Source organism: Pseudoalteromonas espejiana DSM 9414 (assembly GCF_002221525.1).
Taxonomy (GTDB): Bacteria; Pseudomonadota; Gammaproteobacteria; order Enterobacterales; family Alteromonadaceae; genus Pseudoalteromonas; species Pseudoalteromonas espejiana.
The window spans coordinates 229,189-245,732 of the sequence record NZ_CP011029.1; the positions used below are offsets into that span (position 1 = coordinate 229,189).

At 41.0% G+C, this 16,544-nt stretch carries 12 protein-coding genes; 5 read left to right on the forward strand and 7 right to left on the reverse strand.

Annotated features, from left to right (window positions below; genetic code table 11):
• Nucleotides 1–10: 10 nt before the first annotated feature.
• The 6 genes from hisS to ndk all read right to left on the reverse strand — a co-directional run bounded on the left by hisS (nucleotide 11) and on the right by ndk (nucleotide 7,202).
• Complete coding sequence (hisS, locus tag PESP_RS17905) at nucleotides 11–1,291, reverse strand: histidine--tRNA ligase (RefSeq protein WP_089349385.1); 1,281 nt, start codon at nucleotides 1,289–1,291, stop codon at nucleotides 11–13.
• Between the two features lie 137 nt (nucleotides 1,292–1,428).
• Entirely contained in the window at nucleotides 1,429–2,547 is a 1,119-nt protein-coding gene (gene ispG / locus PESP_RS17910; protein ID WP_089349386.1) for a flavodoxin-dependent (E)-4-hydroxy-3-methylbut-2-enyl-diphosphate synthase, read from the reverse strand.
• A 5-nt stretch (nucleotides 2,548–2,552) separates the two neighbouring features.
• Nucleotides 2,553–3,452 carry a RodZ domain-containing protein gene (locus tag PESP_RS17915; protein ID WP_089349387.1) on the reverse strand — a complete coding sequence of 300 codons (900 nt, stop codon included), beginning with the start codon at nucleotides 3,450–3,452 and terminating at the stop codon, nucleotides 2,553–2,555.
• Nucleotides 3,449–5,329 (reverse strand): type IV pilus biogenesis/stability protein PilW, encoded by a 1,881-nt coding sequence (gene pilW, locus PESP_RS17920; protein ID WP_089349388.1) that lies wholly within the window; start codon nucleotides 5,327–5,329, stop codon nucleotides 3,449–3,451. The genes PESP_RS17915 and pilW overlap by 4 nt, the downstream gene beginning before the upstream one ends.
• Before the next feature lie 125 nt (nucleotides 5,330–5,454).
• Nucleotides 5,455–6,585, reverse strand: a complete 1,131-nt coding sequence (gene rlmN, locus PESP_RS17925; protein ID WP_089349389.1) for a dual-specificity RNA methyltransferase RlmN — start codon at nucleotides 6,583–6,585, stop codon at nucleotides 5,455–5,457.
• A gap of 185 nt (nucleotides 6,586–6,770) precedes the next feature.
• On the reverse strand, nucleotides 6,771–7,202 hold the full coding sequence (gene ndk / locus PESP_RS17930) for a nucleoside-diphosphate kinase (RefSeq protein WP_008111339.1): 432 nt from the start codon (nucleotides 7,200–7,202) through the stop codon (nucleotides 6,771–6,773).
• A 224-nt stretch (nucleotides 7,203–7,426) separates the two neighbouring features.
• Here ndk and trhP point away from each other — a divergent pair, with 224 nt between their 5' ends.
• The 5 genes from trhP to PESP_RS17955 all read left to right on the forward strand — a co-directional run bounded on the left by trhP (nucleotide 7,427) and on the right by PESP_RS17955 (nucleotide 14,505).
• Nucleotides 7,427–8,815: a prephenate-dependent tRNA uridine(34) hydroxylase TrhP gene (gene trhP, locus PESP_RS17935; RefSeq protein ID WP_089349390.1), complete on the forward strand. Its 1,389-nt coding sequence runs from the start codon at nucleotides 7,427–7,429 to the stop codon at nucleotides 8,813–8,815.
• Between the two features lie 11 nt (nucleotides 8,816–8,826).
• Nucleotides 8,827–9,081, forward strand: coding sequence for a YfhL family 4Fe-4S dicluster ferredoxin (locus tag PESP_RS17940; protein WP_089349391.1), 255 nt, complete (start codon nucleotides 8,827–8,829; stop codon nucleotides 9,079–9,081).
• A 131-nt stretch (nucleotides 9,082–9,212) separates the two neighbouring features.
• The gene (locus PESP_RS17945; protein WP_089349392.1) at nucleotides 9,213–10,538 is read left to right on the forward strand and encodes a methyl-accepting chemotaxis protein; all 1,326 of its coding nucleotides are present in this window, start codon (nucleotides 9,213–9,215) and stop codon (nucleotides 10,536–10,538) included.
• Between the two features lie 269 nt (nucleotides 10,539–10,807).
• Complete coding sequence (locus tag PESP_RS17950; protein ID WP_089349393.1) at nucleotides 10,808–13,735, forward strand: TonB-dependent receptor; 2,928 nt, start codon at nucleotides 10,808–10,810, stop codon at nucleotides 13,733–13,735.
• A 134-nt stretch (nucleotides 13,736–13,869) separates the two neighbouring features.
• Nucleotides 13,870–14,505: a methyltransferase family protein gene (locus PESP_RS17955; protein ID WP_089349394.1), complete on the forward strand. Its 636-nt coding sequence runs from the start codon at nucleotides 13,870–13,872 to the stop codon at nucleotides 14,503–14,505.
• Nucleotides 14,506–14,507: 2 nt separating this feature from the next.
• On the opposite strand, the gene PESP_RS17960 is transcribed toward PESP_RS17955, so the two are convergent.
• Complete coding sequence (locus tag PESP_RS17960) at nucleotides 14,508–16,541, reverse strand: bifunctional diguanylate cyclase/phosphodiesterase (protein WP_089349395.1); 2,034 nt, start codon at nucleotides 16,539–16,541, stop codon at nucleotides 14,508–14,510.
• Between the last annotated feature and the right edge of the window lie 3 nt (nucleotides 16,542–16,544).

The following is a 16,544-nucleotide window of genomic DNA, read 5'->3' on the forward strand; positions in this document are numbered from 1 at the left end:
TTAAGTTAGCTTAGCTATTTATAAGCTCAGCTAATAGCGCTTTAGCTTGTTCTAATTCTAGTGTGACTTGCTCTTTACGCTCGCGTAAATATTTGATGGTCACAACGCCTTTTTCTAATTCATCTTCGCCAATAATTACGGCAACAAGTGCATCGCTTTTATCAGCACGTTTTAATTGTTTTTTAAAGTTACCGCCGCCAGCATGTACCATAACGCGTAAGCCTGGTACGTCGCTGCGCAGTTGCGCTGCAATGGCAGGTGCTTGTACGCTTGCTTTGTCGCCCATTGCCGCTAAATATACATCAGCGTTACGGCGAATGTCACCCACGCACTCAAGTGCTTGTAGTAACAATACTAAGCGCTCTAGGCCCATAGCAAAACCAACTGCAGGTGTTGCTTTACCGCCAAGTTGCTCAACTAAGCCATCGTAGCGTCCGCCAGCACACACAGTACCTTGTGCGCCTAAGCTGTCGGTTACCCACTCAAATACAGTGCGGTTGTAGTAGTCAAGGCCACGTACTAACTTTTCATTAACCGTGTATATGACGCCAGCTGCGTCTAAACGTTCACATAAATTTGCAAAATGTTCTTTTGATTCAGCATCTAAATGCTCAGACAATTTAGGGGCATCCACTAAGATCGCTTGCACGTCTGAATTTTTGCTATCAAGTACACGTAATGGGTTTGAATACATACGGCGTTTTGAGTCTTCGTCGAGTACGTCGGTATGTTGTTCAAGGTAGGCTACAAGTGCATCGCGGTAATCGGCGCGCGCTTCGTTAGACCCTAACGAGTTAAGCTCTAAACGTACGTGCTCGCTAATGCCAAACGCTTTCCATAATTGCGCTGTTAATAAAATAACTTCTGCGTCTATGTCGGCTGTGGCAATACCAAATGTTTCTAAACCAAATTGGTGAAACTGACGGTAGCGACCTTTTTGCGGACGTTCATGACGAAACATTGGACCCATGTACCAAAGGCGTTGCTCTTGGTTGTACAGTAAACCATTTTGGTTACCTGCACGCACACACACTGCGGTGCCCTCTGGGCGAAGTGTTAGCAAATCGCCATTGCGATCGGCAAAGGTGTACATTTCTTTTTCTACTATATCGGTAACTTCACCAATAGAGCGTTTAAATAAATCGGTTGATTCTACAATAGGAAAACGAATTTCTTGATAACCGAACGAAGCTACTGTCTCGCGTAAAATGTTTTCTACTTTCTGCCAAACTTGCGTGTCGCCCGGCAGACAATCGTTCATACCGCGAACTGCCTGAATTTGTTTTGCCACTGATAAATCCTAAATACTGTTTATGTGTAATAAAAAAATGCTTACACAACAAGAATGCTAAAAATTGACCTGACATTATAGCGTTTTAGCTATAAAGGTAAACGCCAAACACCGTGGTTTGACGCTTTATACGGTATTTATTCGACTATTTTAACGTCGATAGGTGTTTGCTGCTCTTTTTGAGCAATAAAGTCGCGCACGTAGCCTTCAAGCTGATCAACAATGTTGTTGTTATCTATCCGTGCTTTTTGGCGTTCGCCATTAATATATAAACCTGAGCGACGGTTTGCACCGGCAAGGCCAATATCACTCACAAGGGCTTCGCCTGGGCCGTTTACTACGCAGCCGATTACCGATACCGATACAGGCTCAATAACATCTTCTAGACGTTCTTCTAATTGGTTCATGGTGCTCACTACATCAAACTCTTGACGTGAGCAGCTAGGGCAGGCAATAAAGTTAATACCACGTGAGCGTATACGCAGTGATTTTAAAATATCAAAGCCTACTTTGATTTCTTGAACTGGATCGGCAGCAAGCGATACGCGTAGCGTGTCGCCAATACCTTCGGCAAGTAGCATACCTAAGCCAACAGCCGATTTTACCGAGCCAGAGCGCATGCCGCCAGCTTCAGTGATCCCTAAGTGCAGGGGTTGATCTATTTCTTTAGCAAGTAAACGATACGCGCCTACCGCTAAAAATACGTCTGACGCTTTTACCGATATTTTAAACTGATCAAAATCAAGGCGGCGTAATATATCTACATGGCGCATAGCCGATTCGAGTAATGCCTCAGGTGTTGGCTCGCCGTATTTTTCTTGTAAGTCGCGCTCTAACGAGCCACCGTTTACACCAATACGAATTGGAATGTTATGCTCGCGTGCTGAGTCAACAACGGCTCTAATACGCTCTTCGCTGCCTATATTACCTGGGTTTATGCGTAAACAATCTACGCCATATTTTGCCACTTTTAAGGCTATGCGGTAATCAAAGTGAATATCGGCTACAAGCGGAATACTTACTTGCTCTTTTATGCTTTTAAACGCTTCAGCAGCATCCATAGTGGGTACAGATACACGCACTATGTCGGCACCGGCATCTTGAATAGCTTGAATTTGTGCAACGGTTGCATCAACGTCCATAGTGTCGGTGTTGGTCATCGACTGCACGGCAATAGGGGCGCCGTCGCCAATAGGCACGTTACCTACATTTATACGGGTTGATTTTCTGCGTTTAATTGGAGATTCTGAAAACATAGCGACTACTCTGCTAATGGTAATTTAAATTTGGCTAAACGATTTTTTGGAAAAGCTGAAATATCTACAGACTCACCGTTTAGGGAAATACTTACTACGTCGTGCTTACCCAGCACAACCGAAAAAGGAGCTACACCGCTCACTGTCATTTTATATCCGGCTTTTTTTACGCCAAAAGCAATGCGCTCACCTTCGCCATCATGTATTTCTACCCAACTTTCGTCGTTAAAAGCCATATCTATGGTGCTGGTGTTATCGTTTTGCTCATCGGTATTGCTAGCAGCTTGTTGAATGCTTGATGCAACAGGGGCTGTTACATTTGCAACTTCGTCTAAGCTAACTTGCTCTTCGGTTATAGGTGTAGATACAACCGGGCGGCTTGGCTCAATTATGTCTTGCCTTGGCTGCGCTGTATTAGCGTTGTTTAACTCGTTACCTTTTTGCTGGCTATCTAAAATTGAGTTTTCAATATTGATAGTACTTGTTTGCTCATCAATAGGGGTCGCATTTTGCCAAAACCATAAGGCCGATGACCCAATAACAATGGCTAAAATAATGTAGCTCACCAACATTAAGCGGCTGTCGTGGGCTTCTTTTTCTGTACGGCGCGAAAAGCTTTGCATGTTTGCAGGTTTTGTTGGCTCCGGCGGCGCTGGTAATTTAGCTAAAATAGGCGCGCTATCTACTTTTAGTTCTCGGCAGTAGTTTTTAATATACCCTTTAACAAAGGTAATAGGGCCTAGGCTTTTGTATTCATCGCTTTCAAGGCGCTGTAGCTGCGAAACCGAAAGCTTGAGCGGGCCTGTAAGTGATTCTAGGCTCACATTTGCTTGCTCTCTGTGCGCTTTTAATAATTGCCCAACGCTCGGCTCGTCGCTTTGTTGTTGCGTAGTTTCTTCTGTCATAATAGGTACGAATTTGGATCCACTAGTAATAGTCTATGCCCAGGTGTAAGTGCTATATCTGGGCTTAATTTATTCCATCGCATTAATTCATCGATTAATACATGCCGCTGGGTAGCTATGTCGTAAAGGGTATCGCCAGCTTTAATTTCGTAATAAATATTAGGATCGTTTAAATAAATTTTACTTCCGTTGATAACACGATCCGACTCCTTTAGACCATTCCACTGGAGGAGTTTTTGTAGTTTAACATTGTATCGCACCGAAATGCTAAATAGGTTTTCGCCAAATTCAATAATATGAAACGGCACCTGCAAAGGCGATACTTTAGGGTTGAGCATAGGAAGCTCGGTTTTTGCACTAGTTTGGTAGCTTTTAAATTTTACAGCGTTGGTATCTGTATTGTTTTGTGCAAATACATCAGCATTTTTTGTTGCTTCGTAAAACACAACGTTGTTATTTGGGCCATTATTTTGCGGTTTACTTGCAGACGCTTGCGTGCCTTGCGGCGCATTAAAATTAGCTTGTTTAGGTGCGCCAAACGAAATAATTTTTACTTCATCATTTGTTTGAACCGCTGGCTTTTTAGCAACCTGCTGCTGAGGCTTAGCTTCGGGTGCTGGCTTGCTTTGATGCGCAGTAGTTAACGCTGTAAGTACCGCTGCAGTATCGGTTTTAGCGCTTAGGTTTTCAGCAGGTTTTGCAGCTGTGTTTGTTTTAGCTTGGCTTGGCTGAACATGTGTTGCTGTTATATTAGCTGCTTCGGGTTCATCATTTTTAACAGTTGCCACTGTAGCTACGCTTGCTGGGGCATTCTTTTGAGGTTGCACTGGTGTTTTATCGGCAACATTTTTTTTAGTTACGGGTGTAGTAACGAGCTTAGTTGTTGCTGCTAAATTTAACTTAGCTTTTGCGGTTTCATTTAAAACTGGGCTTGGTGTTTTAGCTGTTGGAGTAACTAAACTTGTTGAAGCTGTAGGGCGCTTTTTACGCACTATTTTAATTTTTGGCTGTTCAACCTTAACTTGCTCTTCTCCGTATTGCTCTTGTAACTCTTCTAATTGGGCTTTACGGTATTTTTCGCGCAGTATTTCAAACTCTGTTTGTTTTGTACGGTTATCGCGAATTGCATAGGCTTGCTTACTCGTAGGGTAAGTTTGCATTATAGTAGCGGCTATTTTTTCAGCTTCTTCTATTCTGCCCATACGCTGTTTAATTAAATAACTTAATAATAGTGCGCGAGCCGATACGCGGCCTATGTCGTCGTGGCGTTTTAGTACTTCACCGGCTTTGTGTAAATCACTTTTTGCGTAAAATAAGGCCGCTAAACTAATCAGTGTAGATGAGCGCTGCGAGCTGTGATTAATTGCTTGTTTAAAGTAGCTTTCGGCATTTTCAAAGTCGTTAAATTCAATGGCACATAACGCAAGGTTTTCGTAGCTTTCGGCAACACGAATATAACTTGGGATTTCAATTGCTTTTAAAAACTGATCGGTAGCACGGTCGTACTCTTTAATACCACATAAAAACACGCCGTAGTTATTGAGCGTATTTGGATCATCTGGCTTTATTTCAAGGGCTTTTTGATAGGCTTTATCGGCGCGCTCGTTTTCACCTACTTGTTGGTAATAATAAGCAAGCGAGTAATGGACTTCCGGTAGCATAGGTGCAAACTCAATAGCTCGTTCTAAATTATATTTAGCTTGAGAGTTATTACCCGTATCTAGGTACTGTAAAGCAAGGGCAATACGTGTGCGTGCTGCGCTTTCATTATTGATTTTGTTTTCGATGACGGGTTTGTCACTGCCGTTATAACTACTTTCTGTTACACAGCCTGTTAAAGCAAGTGATGAAAGCGTTAAAGCAAGTAAAGATCGCATTACCTTGTCTCTGTTTTTCTATCCATAGCGTCTATCTTACCTAAAACCCTTAGTGTTGCATCATTTATTTAAAAATAAACAACTTAACCACCCTGCATAAGCTATTTACGCAGGGTGATTACACATTATGCCTGTTGGATATTTACGCTAATTGCGTTATCGTCGCGCATTTTCTTTTTCGCCATACGCTTAGTACGGTCAACAACATCGCCGGCTAATTGACCACAGGCTGCGTCAATATCATCGCCTCGAGTACGACGAACAATACAGGTAACGCCAGCGGCTTGTAATACCTTAGAAAAACGGTCAATACGGCTGTTACTAGAGCGTGTATATTCGTTGCCCGGGAATGGGTTAAACGGAATAAGGTTTACCTTAGAAGGTGTGCCTTTAAGCGTTTTAACAAGCTCATGTGCTTGGTCGGTGCTGTCGTTTACGCCATTTAGCATTACGTATTCAATTGTTACGTCTTTATTTGCTTTAGAGCCATCAATATAACGACGACACGCAGCTAAAAACTCTTCAATAGGGTACTTTTTGTTAATAGGTACTAAAACATCACGCAGTGCGTTATCTGGCGCATGGAGAGAAATAGCAAGCGCTACGTCAATTTTTTCTTTTAACAAATCAAGCGCAGGTACAACACCCGACGTACTTAATGTTACGCGGCGTTTAGATAAACCAAAGCCCCAGTCGTCCATCATTAATTCCATGGCTGGTACTACGTTTTTAACGTTAAGTAGTGGCTCGCCCATACCCATCATTACGACGTTAGTTACTGGGCGTTTTTCGCTGTTGCCATCAAGACCAATGTCTTTTGCAACGCGCCAAACTTGGCCAATAATTTCAGACACTTTTAAGTTACGGTTAAAACCTTGCTGCGCAGTAGAACAAAAAGTACATTCAAGCGCACAACCAACTTGTGAAGATACACATAATGTTGCACGGTCTTTTTCTGGGATCCAAACAGCTTCTACTTCTTGGCCGCCATCAAGTACTAATGCGTACTTAATTGTGCCGTCGCTTGCTTGTTGGCGTACTGAGATTTCGGGTGCAACAATTTCGCATTCGTTTTTAAGCTTTTCTTTTAGCTTTTTATTAACGTTGCTCATATCGTCAAAGTTATCTACGCCAAAATGATAAATCCATTTCATCACCTGGTCGCCACGAAATGGCTTTTCACCGAACGATACAAATAGCTCGCGCATTGCATCTCGGTTTAAATCTAATAAATTAATCTTTTTTTGCTCGGTCATGAAACAACCTCAATCGGTGACGGTGGAGATAAAAATTTACGAGGACGAATTGTACACAATTCACTCAGTTTAATCATTAAGTAAAACATCAAAAATGTACTTACGAATACTTTACGTAATGACTAAAAAAGGGCCCGAAAGCCCTTTTCTTACTTTGCATTACAGCTTTAACTGTAAAACTCGAATTAACGAGTACGTGGGCAAAGCTCTTCGTCAGCGAAGAAGTACGCGATTTCGCGAGCAGCAGATTCAACAGCGTCAGAACCGTGAACAGCGTTTTCGTCGATGCTATCAGCGTAGTCTGCACGTAAAGTGCCAGCTAGTGCTTCAGCAGGGTTAGTAGCACCCATGATTTCACGGTTTTTAAGAACAGCGTTTTCGCCTTCAAGAACGGTAACCATTACTGGGCCAGACGTCATGAAAGATACTAAAGCACCGAAGAAAGGACGTTCGCTGTGCTCAGCGTAGAAACCTTCAGCTTTCTCTTGTGAAAGGTGAACCATTTTAGCTGCAACGATTTTAAGGCCAGCAGTTTCGAAACGGTTGTAGATAGCGCCAATGTGGTTTTTAGCTACTGCATCAGGTTTTACGATTGAAAAAGTACGCTCTAAAGCCATCTTTATGCTCCAATAATTTTAATTAAAAGTATGAATATTAACGGGCGCGAATTATACGCGCTTTAATTGAAAAAGCCTAATTTTATTAAAAACCAGTTTGGTTGCAGTTTTGTGATCTTGATCAAAAGTAAAGTTTTTATGGCCTCTATACTGCCTTGTTTTGTTGATTTTCCTTAAATTTAATACATTAACTTTGCTTTTGTGGGGTTAAGTGTGGAGCTGCTATGACTGTTATTACCTCACCTAATGTTAAGCCTGAATTGTTATGCCCGGCAGGTAGTTTAAAAAATATGCGCTATGCCTTTGCTTATGGCGCCGATGCGGTTTATGCAGGGCAACCGCGTTATAGCTTGCGTGTGCGCAATAATGAATTTGACCTAGATACATTACAAATAGGTATTAAAGAAGCGCATGCGCAAAATAAAAAGTTTTATGTGGTCTCTAATATTGCCCCGCATAACGCTAAGGTTAAATCGTATTTAGAGGACATAGCACCGGTTATTGCAATGCAGCCCGATGCTTTGATTATGTCAGATCCTGGATTAATCATGCTGGTACGTGAAAAATGGCCAACGATGCCTATTCACTTATCGGTGCAAGCTAACGCGGTGAACTACGCAAGTGTATTGTTTTGGGCAAAACAAGGCATTGAGCGGGTTATTTTATCGCGCGAGTTGTCACTTGAAGAAATTAAAGAAATACGCACGCTTTGCCCAAATACTGAGCTTGAGGTGTTTGTGCATGGGGCTTTATGTATGGCGTACTCTGGTCGCTGTTTATTATCGGGATATATAAACAAGCGCGACCCAAACCAAGGAACGTGTACCAATGCATGCCGTTGGAATTACGATGTAAAACCAGGGCGTGAAAACGAAACGGGTGAAATGGTGCATAAATTTGATCCTAAGCAGGTTATTCCTACCCTTGGTGAAGGCGCGCCAAGTAACGATGTATTTATGTTAGAGGAACAAGGACGCCCAGGTGAATTTATGCCAGCGTTTGAGGATGAACACGGCACTTATATTATGAATTCAAAAGACTTACGCGCCGTACAATATGTTGAGCAGCTAACAAACATGGGCGTACATAGTTTAAAAATAGAAGGACGAATTAAATCTTTTTATTATGTAGCACGCACCGCGCAAGTGTATCGCAAAGCAATAGATGATGCCGCCGCAGGTAAGCCATTCGATACTAACTTATTTAAAACCCTCGAAAACTTGGCGCATAGAGGCTACACCGAAGGTTTTTTAAAACGCCACGCCCATAACGAATATCAAAACTACGAATATGGTCACTCGGTATCTACAAAGCAGCAATTTGTAGGTGAAGTGTTAGGCACAGATGAAAATGGGTTAGTAAATATAGACGTTAAAAATAAATTTTGCACAGGCCATTCACTTGAACTGATGACACCGCAGGGAAACATGACTTTTAAGCTTGGATACATGCAAAACAATAAGGGCGAAAGTATTACCGATGCAAGAGGCTCTGGGCATATTGTAAAAATTCGATTAGATGAGAGCATTAATTTAGAGCATGCAATACTAATGCGTAATTTGAATGAGCACCAAGATACCCGTAACCCTTATCAAAAAGCTGCGAGTGAGTGAAGGGGGGGAGTATGGCACTACTTATTAATAACAAATGCATTAACTGCGATGCATGTGTAGATGAATGCCCTAATAGCGCTATTTTTATGGGTAAAAAAATTTACCAAATAGACCCCGATAAATGCACCGAATGTGTTGGGCATTACGATAACCCAACATGTGTCATTGTTTGCCCCATAAATTGTATAAAGCCCGACCCACGCCACAGGGAATCACTTGATCAATTAGCGCAAAAATACATAAAGTTAGTTGATAACGTAGACTGAAAAACATACAAATAGAAACTGCGCATTATACTTTGCAATAATTATTACTAAAGTGCTTATTATTTATCGCGTTATGTTCAATACCTCCTATACTGGGAGTAATTTTTTAGTGTTTTTTGGTAGGGATATTAATGTTTTTCTCAAAAGGTAAACAAGACGAAATAGCCGCTTTAAAAGCTCAACTGTACCCTTTAGAGCAAGTGTGGGAAGGGCTTTATAAAGAAATGCTGGTACTTAACGTACTGTATGATGGACGAATTTCGCATGCTAATGATCATTTTTTAGAGTCGTTAGGCTACGATGAAGACACTTTAACCAATAATCCACTAAGTGATTTCATATCTGATCAATCGCGTCAGTCGTCAGAATACTCAAAACTTGAGCAAGCTTTAAAAAAAGAAGGTCACTGGAGCGGCGCAATACAATTTACGCGTCAAGATGGTGATGTAGAGTGGCTAAGGCTAATAGTTCACCCTGTGGTTGGTGAGCAAAATCAACTGCTGTATTTTTCGATATTTGGCACTGTGCTTACAAAAACAATTACTACATCGCGTGAGCAAAGCGATACTATTAAAGCTATTTATCGCTCTATGGCTGTAATTGAATTTGATTTAGAAGGGCATGTATTAAAAGCCAATGATCAATTTTTATCTGCTATGGGCTACAGTGAGTCAGAAATTATTGGCCAACACCACCGCGTTTTTTGTGAAAACGAAGAGGCTAACTCACCGGAGTATCAGCAATTTTGGAACAAACTCAGACAAGGCCAATTTATTGCTAACAGGTTTAAACGTATTGATAAACATGGCAATGTTATTTGGCTTGAAGCTTCGTACAATCCTATTTCTAATGATGCAGACCAATTATATAAAGTAATGAAATTTGCAACGGTTATTACAGAGCAAGTAAATCGAGAAATGGCTATTTCTGAAGCTGCCGAAATTGCCTATGGGACTTCTACAGAAACCGATAAAACGGCAGAGCGAGGCGCTAGCGTATTACAAGAAACAGTGTCGGTAATGAATGAGCTTGCAGTAAATATGGAGCAGGCGGCTAATGAAATTTCGGCACTAGATCAACAGTCGCAGCAAATATCGAGCATAGTTCAAAGTATTAGCAGTATTGCCGAGCAAACAAACTTACTTGCACTCAATGCGGCTATTGAGGCGGCGAGGGCTGGAGAGCAAGGGCGAGGTTTTGCGGTAGTAGCTGACGAAGTAAGGCATTTAGCATCACGTACTTCTAAAGCAACAGAAGAAATAGTAGGGGTGGTACAACGAAACCAAACCCAAACCCAAAGTACCGTGGCAGTAATAGAGCAAGGTAAAGAAAAAGCCGAACAAGGCCTTGCGTTATCAAAAGAATCGGGCGAAGTAATGGCTGAGATCCAAGATGGCGCGCAAAAAGTAGTAAATGCTGTTGGGCAATTTACTAGCCAATTAAACTCAAACAACTAATTAGCAGCGCTTATTACTCGTTGTTATTTATATAAATGTTTTAAAAAGCCGCATAAGCGGTTTTTTTGTGCGTTGTTTTTATTGTTTTTATTGTTTTTTACTTTGATTAGTCATGACTATTAGCAGTTCACTTAAATTTAGGCATGCGTTAACAATAGATTAAGTTTAGCTATGTAAACTTTGCCGCAATTTACCAATACGTAGCTCATTACGTTAACGGAATCACTTATTTGCTTAGCTAAAGCAATTTAAATGGAATAGCTGTATACATGACAAATCGCCCATACTCCCCTTCGTTATCTAAGCTTTATAAATCTATGTTTTGCTTATCGTTTGTTGCAGTGAGCCAAGTAAGCGTTGCAGAAGATGCCGTTAAGCAAAGCGCAAAAGACCAACTCAAAAAAAATATGGAAGTGATTGAGGTTCGCGGCATACGTTCAAGCATGGCCGAAAACTTAGACGTTAAACGTATGTCTGGCTCGGTGGTTGATGCAATTACAGCAGAAGATATTGGTAAGTTTCCGGATAAAAATGTAGCTGATTCGCTACAACGCGTCCCTGGTGTGGTTATTGAGCGCGATGGCGGCGAAGGTGCGTCGGTAAGTATTCGTGGTTTATCATCTGAGCTTACATTTACGCAGTTAAATGGCAACTTTATAGCGTCTTCACCGGGTGAGCCTTTACGCTCATTTGACTACACTTTACTGCCTTCTGCGATGATTGAAAGTGTTGAAGTTTATAAATCTCCCGAGGCACGATTAGATGAAGGTGGTGTGGGCGGTACAGTGCTTATGCATAGCCGAAAACCACTGAGTATGGATGCCAACTCTGGTGTATTGAATGTAGAAAGCACTTACGCCGATGTTACAAAAGAGTACGAGCCACAATTTACTGGGTTATATTCGTGGAAAAACGACGACGAAACCTTTGGTGTATTGGTGGGGTATACCTACCAAGAGCGTACTAACCGCACTTTAACTGGTGGAACAGATGCCAATGTGTGGCGATACACAGGCGGTGGGCAACCCGTTGATACAAAGGGTAACGCTGTTGATAACAATAACGGCTGGGACACAATAACCGACACCAACGCAAATGATTACCAAGGCGTGTGGTTTCCGCAAGTAGTGCGAGGTTCCGTGCTGAACGAAAAACGTGAACGCGAAGGTATTCAATTTAGTACGCAGTGGCGACCAACTAACAACTTAGAGCTTGGCTTTAACTACTTTGGGTTTACGCTCGGGCAAGACAGAACGGAGTCTGTAATTGATATACCTGAGTGGTCGCTCAATCCTGATTTTTTAACCGCCGTTACACTTGATCAAACAGGCACTATTGCAACGGGTATGCAATATGATGCAACGGCAAGTGGCATTGAAAACGATATGCAGTTTCCGTGGATGCGTGGAAGCTACGTACGCGAAGAGTCTACCTCAGACACGTTTGATTTTAATTTAACCTACGAAGGCGATAACTTTAAAGCTCGCTTTGTAATAGGTAATACACAATCTGAAGGCGGCCCTGAAGAAAGCTGGGAAGCGGCATATAAAAGTTCTAACGCTGGCGAAAATGCAGCCACCATACAAAATGCCTCACAAACAGCGGCGTGGTCGTTAAATCAAGATAGCGTAGCGCTGAGTATTGATCCTAATACGCTAGCTAACTTACAAAATGGCATTGGAGGCGGGCGCGATGCGGGCTCTTCAAATTCAAGCTTTGTACGCAGTGAGCTTGAAGAAGATTACTACCAAGCCGATGTTGATTTTTATGTTGATTGGGGCTTTTTAAAAACCATAAAAACCGGTGCCAAATACCGACATGCCACATTACACCGAGAAACTGGCAATACTTTTTTTTTAGATCCCAACTTTGATATTGCTGCAGGTGAAGCAAGTGCCCAAGGTATAACGCAATTTGATAGTTACCAATGGAATGATGGCATGCCACTGGCTCAAGATGTATTTACTAATCAAACAAATATAGTGGGCGGCTTTGATATTAACCAAATGCCAAGTATTGATTGGGATACATATCGCGATTTAGTAACCGCTAATTACAACCCATATACACGCATAGAAGATAACTTTTTTTACGACATAGAAGAAAAAATATCCGCATTTTATATTCAAGGTGACTTTGAGTTTACCGATGTACGCGGTAATTTAGGGGTACGTGTAGTGCGTACTAAAACATTTACCTCATCAACTGATTTATATACCTATCAGCTTGACCACACAGATGATGAAACCGGCGAGCCTGTAACGGGTGATACTCGGTTTGTAGAAGACTATCAATTAGTTACTCAGAAAAACACGGATACACAAATACTGCCAAGTTTTAATATAGCGTGGGATGCCACTGATGATTTAGTTATTCGTGGTGCCATTGCAAAAGTAATGTCGCGCCCAGATTACAGCGACTTAGGTGCGCAGCAACGCATTACGTTTGTATCAGATGAATGGGCAGATGATAGAGCTGCATTTAATGAGCTACCTGGCTTTAGTGGTAGTGGCGGTAATAAAAACTTAAAACCATTTGAGTCAGTACAAAGCGATTTGTCTATTGAATACTATTACGCACAGGGCTCAGCTCTTGGTTTGGCGCTTTTTCATAAAAAGGTTGATAACTTTGTAGTTCCCTTGGTTATTGATATGCAGCAAGACTTTGCTGGTAAAGCCAATATTGTAGAGAGTGGCGCAATAACTGTGGCCCCATATAGCACAGTAGGTAATGGCACCGATGCAGTATCAAAAGGGGCTGAGGTGTTTATTCAGCATGCATTTGAAGGCGGTTTTGGCTTTTACGCAAATTACACCTACAACAAAACAAACAAAGCAGATGTAAGCGTAAATGGCGAAGAGTTTGGTCAATCAGCGCTTATTGGTAGTGCTAAATATCAATACAATACATCGGTTTATTATGAAGGAGAGTATTTTAATGTACGCGCCTCATATAATAAACGCGGCGAAACCGTACTCGGTATAAATAGTGGTTTAAATGTATATCAAGACCCGTACGAGCAAGTAGATGTAAATGCAGCCATTAATATTTCACAGAGCTTAAGTTTAACCGCAGCGGTTATTAATTTAACTAAATCAGAAACTATTACTCGCTTAGGTGATGACACCGACGCCCGCTTACTAAGTTCAAGCTATTCAGGTAGGCGCTACTATGCCGGCTTAAATTATAGTTTTTAAAGGCTGAGTATTTTTAAGATTAATAGCTATTGCTTTGCTTATGTATTTTATTGGCATTTAAACACTTAGCTTGTTAATACACTGCATGGCTATTAAGATGAAAGCATTATGAAAAGGATTGAAGAACCAGTTTAATGAATTACCAGCTGTTGATTGATGATTCTGCGCCGCTAATCGAATTTACGCGCGTGTATTTAGCGCTTTTTTATACATTTGTAGCAGGTTTTTATACGTTTAGAATAATTTATAAAAACCGTACTACACCTAGTGGGGTTATTTTTCCGGGCGAGAAGTACTGTACAAGTTGGTGGAACCACGCTGCGTTTAAATTTTTTAGGGCTGCTATTTGGTTAGTGTGTGTGGTACGCGTTTTTGTGCCCTCAGCTGACAATTATTTAGGTATGTTTACAGCGTTTAATGGCTGGCCTGGTGTTATGTTTGGTAATATTTTACTTACTGCTGGGTTTGCATTAAGCATGTTAGTTCACTTTAATATGGCTTCTTTGTGGCGCTCAGGTATTGATCCAAACGGGCCTGAGCAACTTAAAACCACAGGGCTTTATAGCTACTCTCGTAATCCTATGTATGTAGGCGTAGCAGCAGCTCAGATAGGGTTTTTCTTAGCGCTACCTTGTGTATTTAGTTTGGTGTGTTTACTAATTGGCTTGTACGCACTCTACAGACAAATAACTGTAGAAGAAACTCACCTAGCAGAGCGTTTCAATAATGATTATTTTAAATACAAACGCAATGTTCCGCGTTGGTTATAACTTTAATTGATACCTATTTTTGACTCTAAATAGGTATCAATAAACTTGTCTTTAGACATAGGCCTTGCAATTAAGTAGCCCTGAATATAATCACACCCTAAGTGCTTAAGTTGGTTATATTGTGCTTGTGTTTCTACGCCTTCAGCTACAACCTTAACATCTAAATTATGCGCCATAGTGATAATGGCCTTTATGAGCGTAATGCTGTTACTGTGTTTTTCTAGATTTTGTATAAAAGACTGATCAATTTTGAGTATATCAATATCTAATTGCTGTAAATAAGCAAGTGAAGAATAGCCAACACCAAAGTCATCAATTGCAATGTCTACGTTAATGCTATCTAGGCGTTTAAGGTGGAACTGTATAGCGCTATCGGGTGCCATTAAACTATTTTCAGTAACTTCAATTAAAATGGCATGCGCAGGTAAATTATAGCGTTTACTGGCTTCAATCCATTGATCAACCCACTTTCCGCCATCATCAATTTCAAGAGGAGATGTATTTACACTAATTTGAAAAGGCGTTTTGCTTTTGTTATTAAACTCAACGGCATCACGCACAGCTTGCGATTTAACCCATTGACCAATTCCTACAATTAAGCCATTTTTTTCGGCTAAATCAATAAACTCTGCCGGCCCCACTAACCCTCTTTGCGGGTGGTTCCAACGAATAAGCGCTTCTGCCTTTTGTACGTGGTTAGTATCCGATTCGCAAATTGGCTGATAGTAAAGTTCAAATTGATTTTTTGCTAACGCAGTTCGTATTTCCTCTATTAAGCGGCGCTTTTCAATAGCAAGCTCTTCCATTTCGTAAGAGAAAAATTCGTAACGATTTCGCCCTTTATTTTTGGATAAATACATTGCTTGGTCTGCGCGTTTAATAAGAGACTCTACCGTTGTACCGTTATTTGGATAAAATGTAATGCCAATACTGGCCGTTACATTTACTCTTTCATTTTTTATGGTGATTGGTTTGGTTAAGTTGTCCATAACGCTTTCAACGGTTTTGATGACTTCAGTTGGGTTATCTGTATTTTCTAAAATAAGCGTAAACTCATCGCCACCTAAACGTGCAACTGTATCGTATTGGCTAATACATTTTTGTAACCTAATCGCGACTTCGTGAAGCAGTAAATCACCAAAGTCATGCCCTAAGCTATCGTTAACCTCTTTAAAGCCGTCTAAATCAATAAATATAAGCGTAAACTTTTGATTTGGTTTGCTCACTAGCGCTTGTAGGCGCTCGTAAAAATAGCGCCTATTAGGCAGGTCAGTTAAACCATCTTGATAGGCGTACTGGTGTAATTGGCTGTTAGCACTTTCGAGCTCTTGGGTGCGTAACTTTACTTGGTTTTCTAATGAGTTATCGCGCTGTTCTATGGTGTGCAACATGGTGTTAAAGCAGCTGGTTAGCTTACCTACTTCATCTTGAGAGAGCTCTTTTGCACGTAAACTATAATCGTTAGATGAGGTAATTTTTTCTGCCGTTTGGGCTAAATACAAAATAGGATTTAAAAAGCGCTTTCTTAGCATAAGCGATACCAGCAAGCTTACAATAAAGGTAAAGCCCATCAGCAAAATAATAAATTTTCCATAAAATGTAGCTCTATCGTTTAAATCGCTATCATCTGCTCGCACAATAAGCTTACCGTAGCTTTGTCCTTCAATAACAAGCTGGGTTACAACCTCTAGGGTATGGATATTTTGCTCATTTTGATTGTATTTTAAAGAATCTGCTCGAGCGAGTTGCATGCCTAAATTATTAATAACGTGAACTGATACAATATCTGATCGCATTAAAATAGGCGTAATTAATTCTTTAATAGCGGCTGTATCATCAAATACTAAAGCCGTGCTTATATTAGGTGCCAGCATTTGAGACAGTGACTGTAGACTTTCTGTTTGCTCTTCTTGAGCGCTTTTAAGCTCATAGGCGCTAAATACAGCTGTCACTGTGGCGGTAGAAATAAGGGCGACACTCATTAAAATAAGTAGTAACTTTTTACTCATAGAGTTTATAGAGAAAATATTTTTCATTGT

Excerpts from the sequence above, each read along its gene's own strand:
- ispG (WP_089349386.1), bottom strand. The coding sequence starts at position 2,547 with ATGTTTTCAGAATCTCCAATTAAACGCAGAAAATCAACCCGTATAAAT.
- PESP_RS17915 (WP_089349387.1), bottom strand. The coding sequence starts at position 3,452 with ATGACAGAAGAAACTACGCAACAACAAAGCGACGAGCCGAGCGTTGGG.
- pilW (WP_089349388.1), bottom strand. The coding sequence starts at position 5,329 with ATGCGATCTTTACTTGCTTTAACGCTTTCATCACTTGCTTTAACAGGC.
- rlmN (WP_089349389.1), bottom strand. The coding sequence starts at position 6,585 with ATGACCGAGCAAAAAAAGATTAATTTATTAGATTTAAACCGAGATGCA.
- ndk (WP_008111339.1), bottom strand. The coding sequence starts at position 7,202 with ATGGCTTTAGAGCGTACTTTTTCAATCGTAAAACCTGATGCAGTAGCT.
- trhP (WP_089349390.1), top strand. The coding sequence starts at position 7,427 with ATGACTGTTATTACCTCACCTAATGTTAAGCCTGAATTGTTATGCCCG.
- PESP_RS17940 (WP_089349391.1), top strand. The coding sequence starts at position 8,827 with ATGGCACTACTTATTAATAACAAATGCATTAACTGCGATGCATGTGTA.
- PESP_RS17945 (WP_089349392.1), top strand. The coding sequence starts at position 9,213 with ATGTTTTTCTCAAAAGGTAAACAAGACGAAATAGCCGCTTTAAAAGCT.
- PESP_RS17950 (WP_089349393.1), top strand. The coding sequence starts at position 10,808 with ATGACAAATCGCCCATACTCCCCTTCGTTATCTAAGCTTTATAAATCT.
- PESP_RS17955 (WP_089349394.1), top strand. The coding sequence starts at position 13,870 with ATGAATTACCAGCTGTTGATTGATGATTCTGCGCCGCTAATCGAATTT.
- PESP_RS17960 (WP_089349395.1), bottom strand. The coding sequence starts at position 16,541 with ATGAAAAATATTTTCTCTATAAACTCTATGAGTAAAAAGTTACTACTT.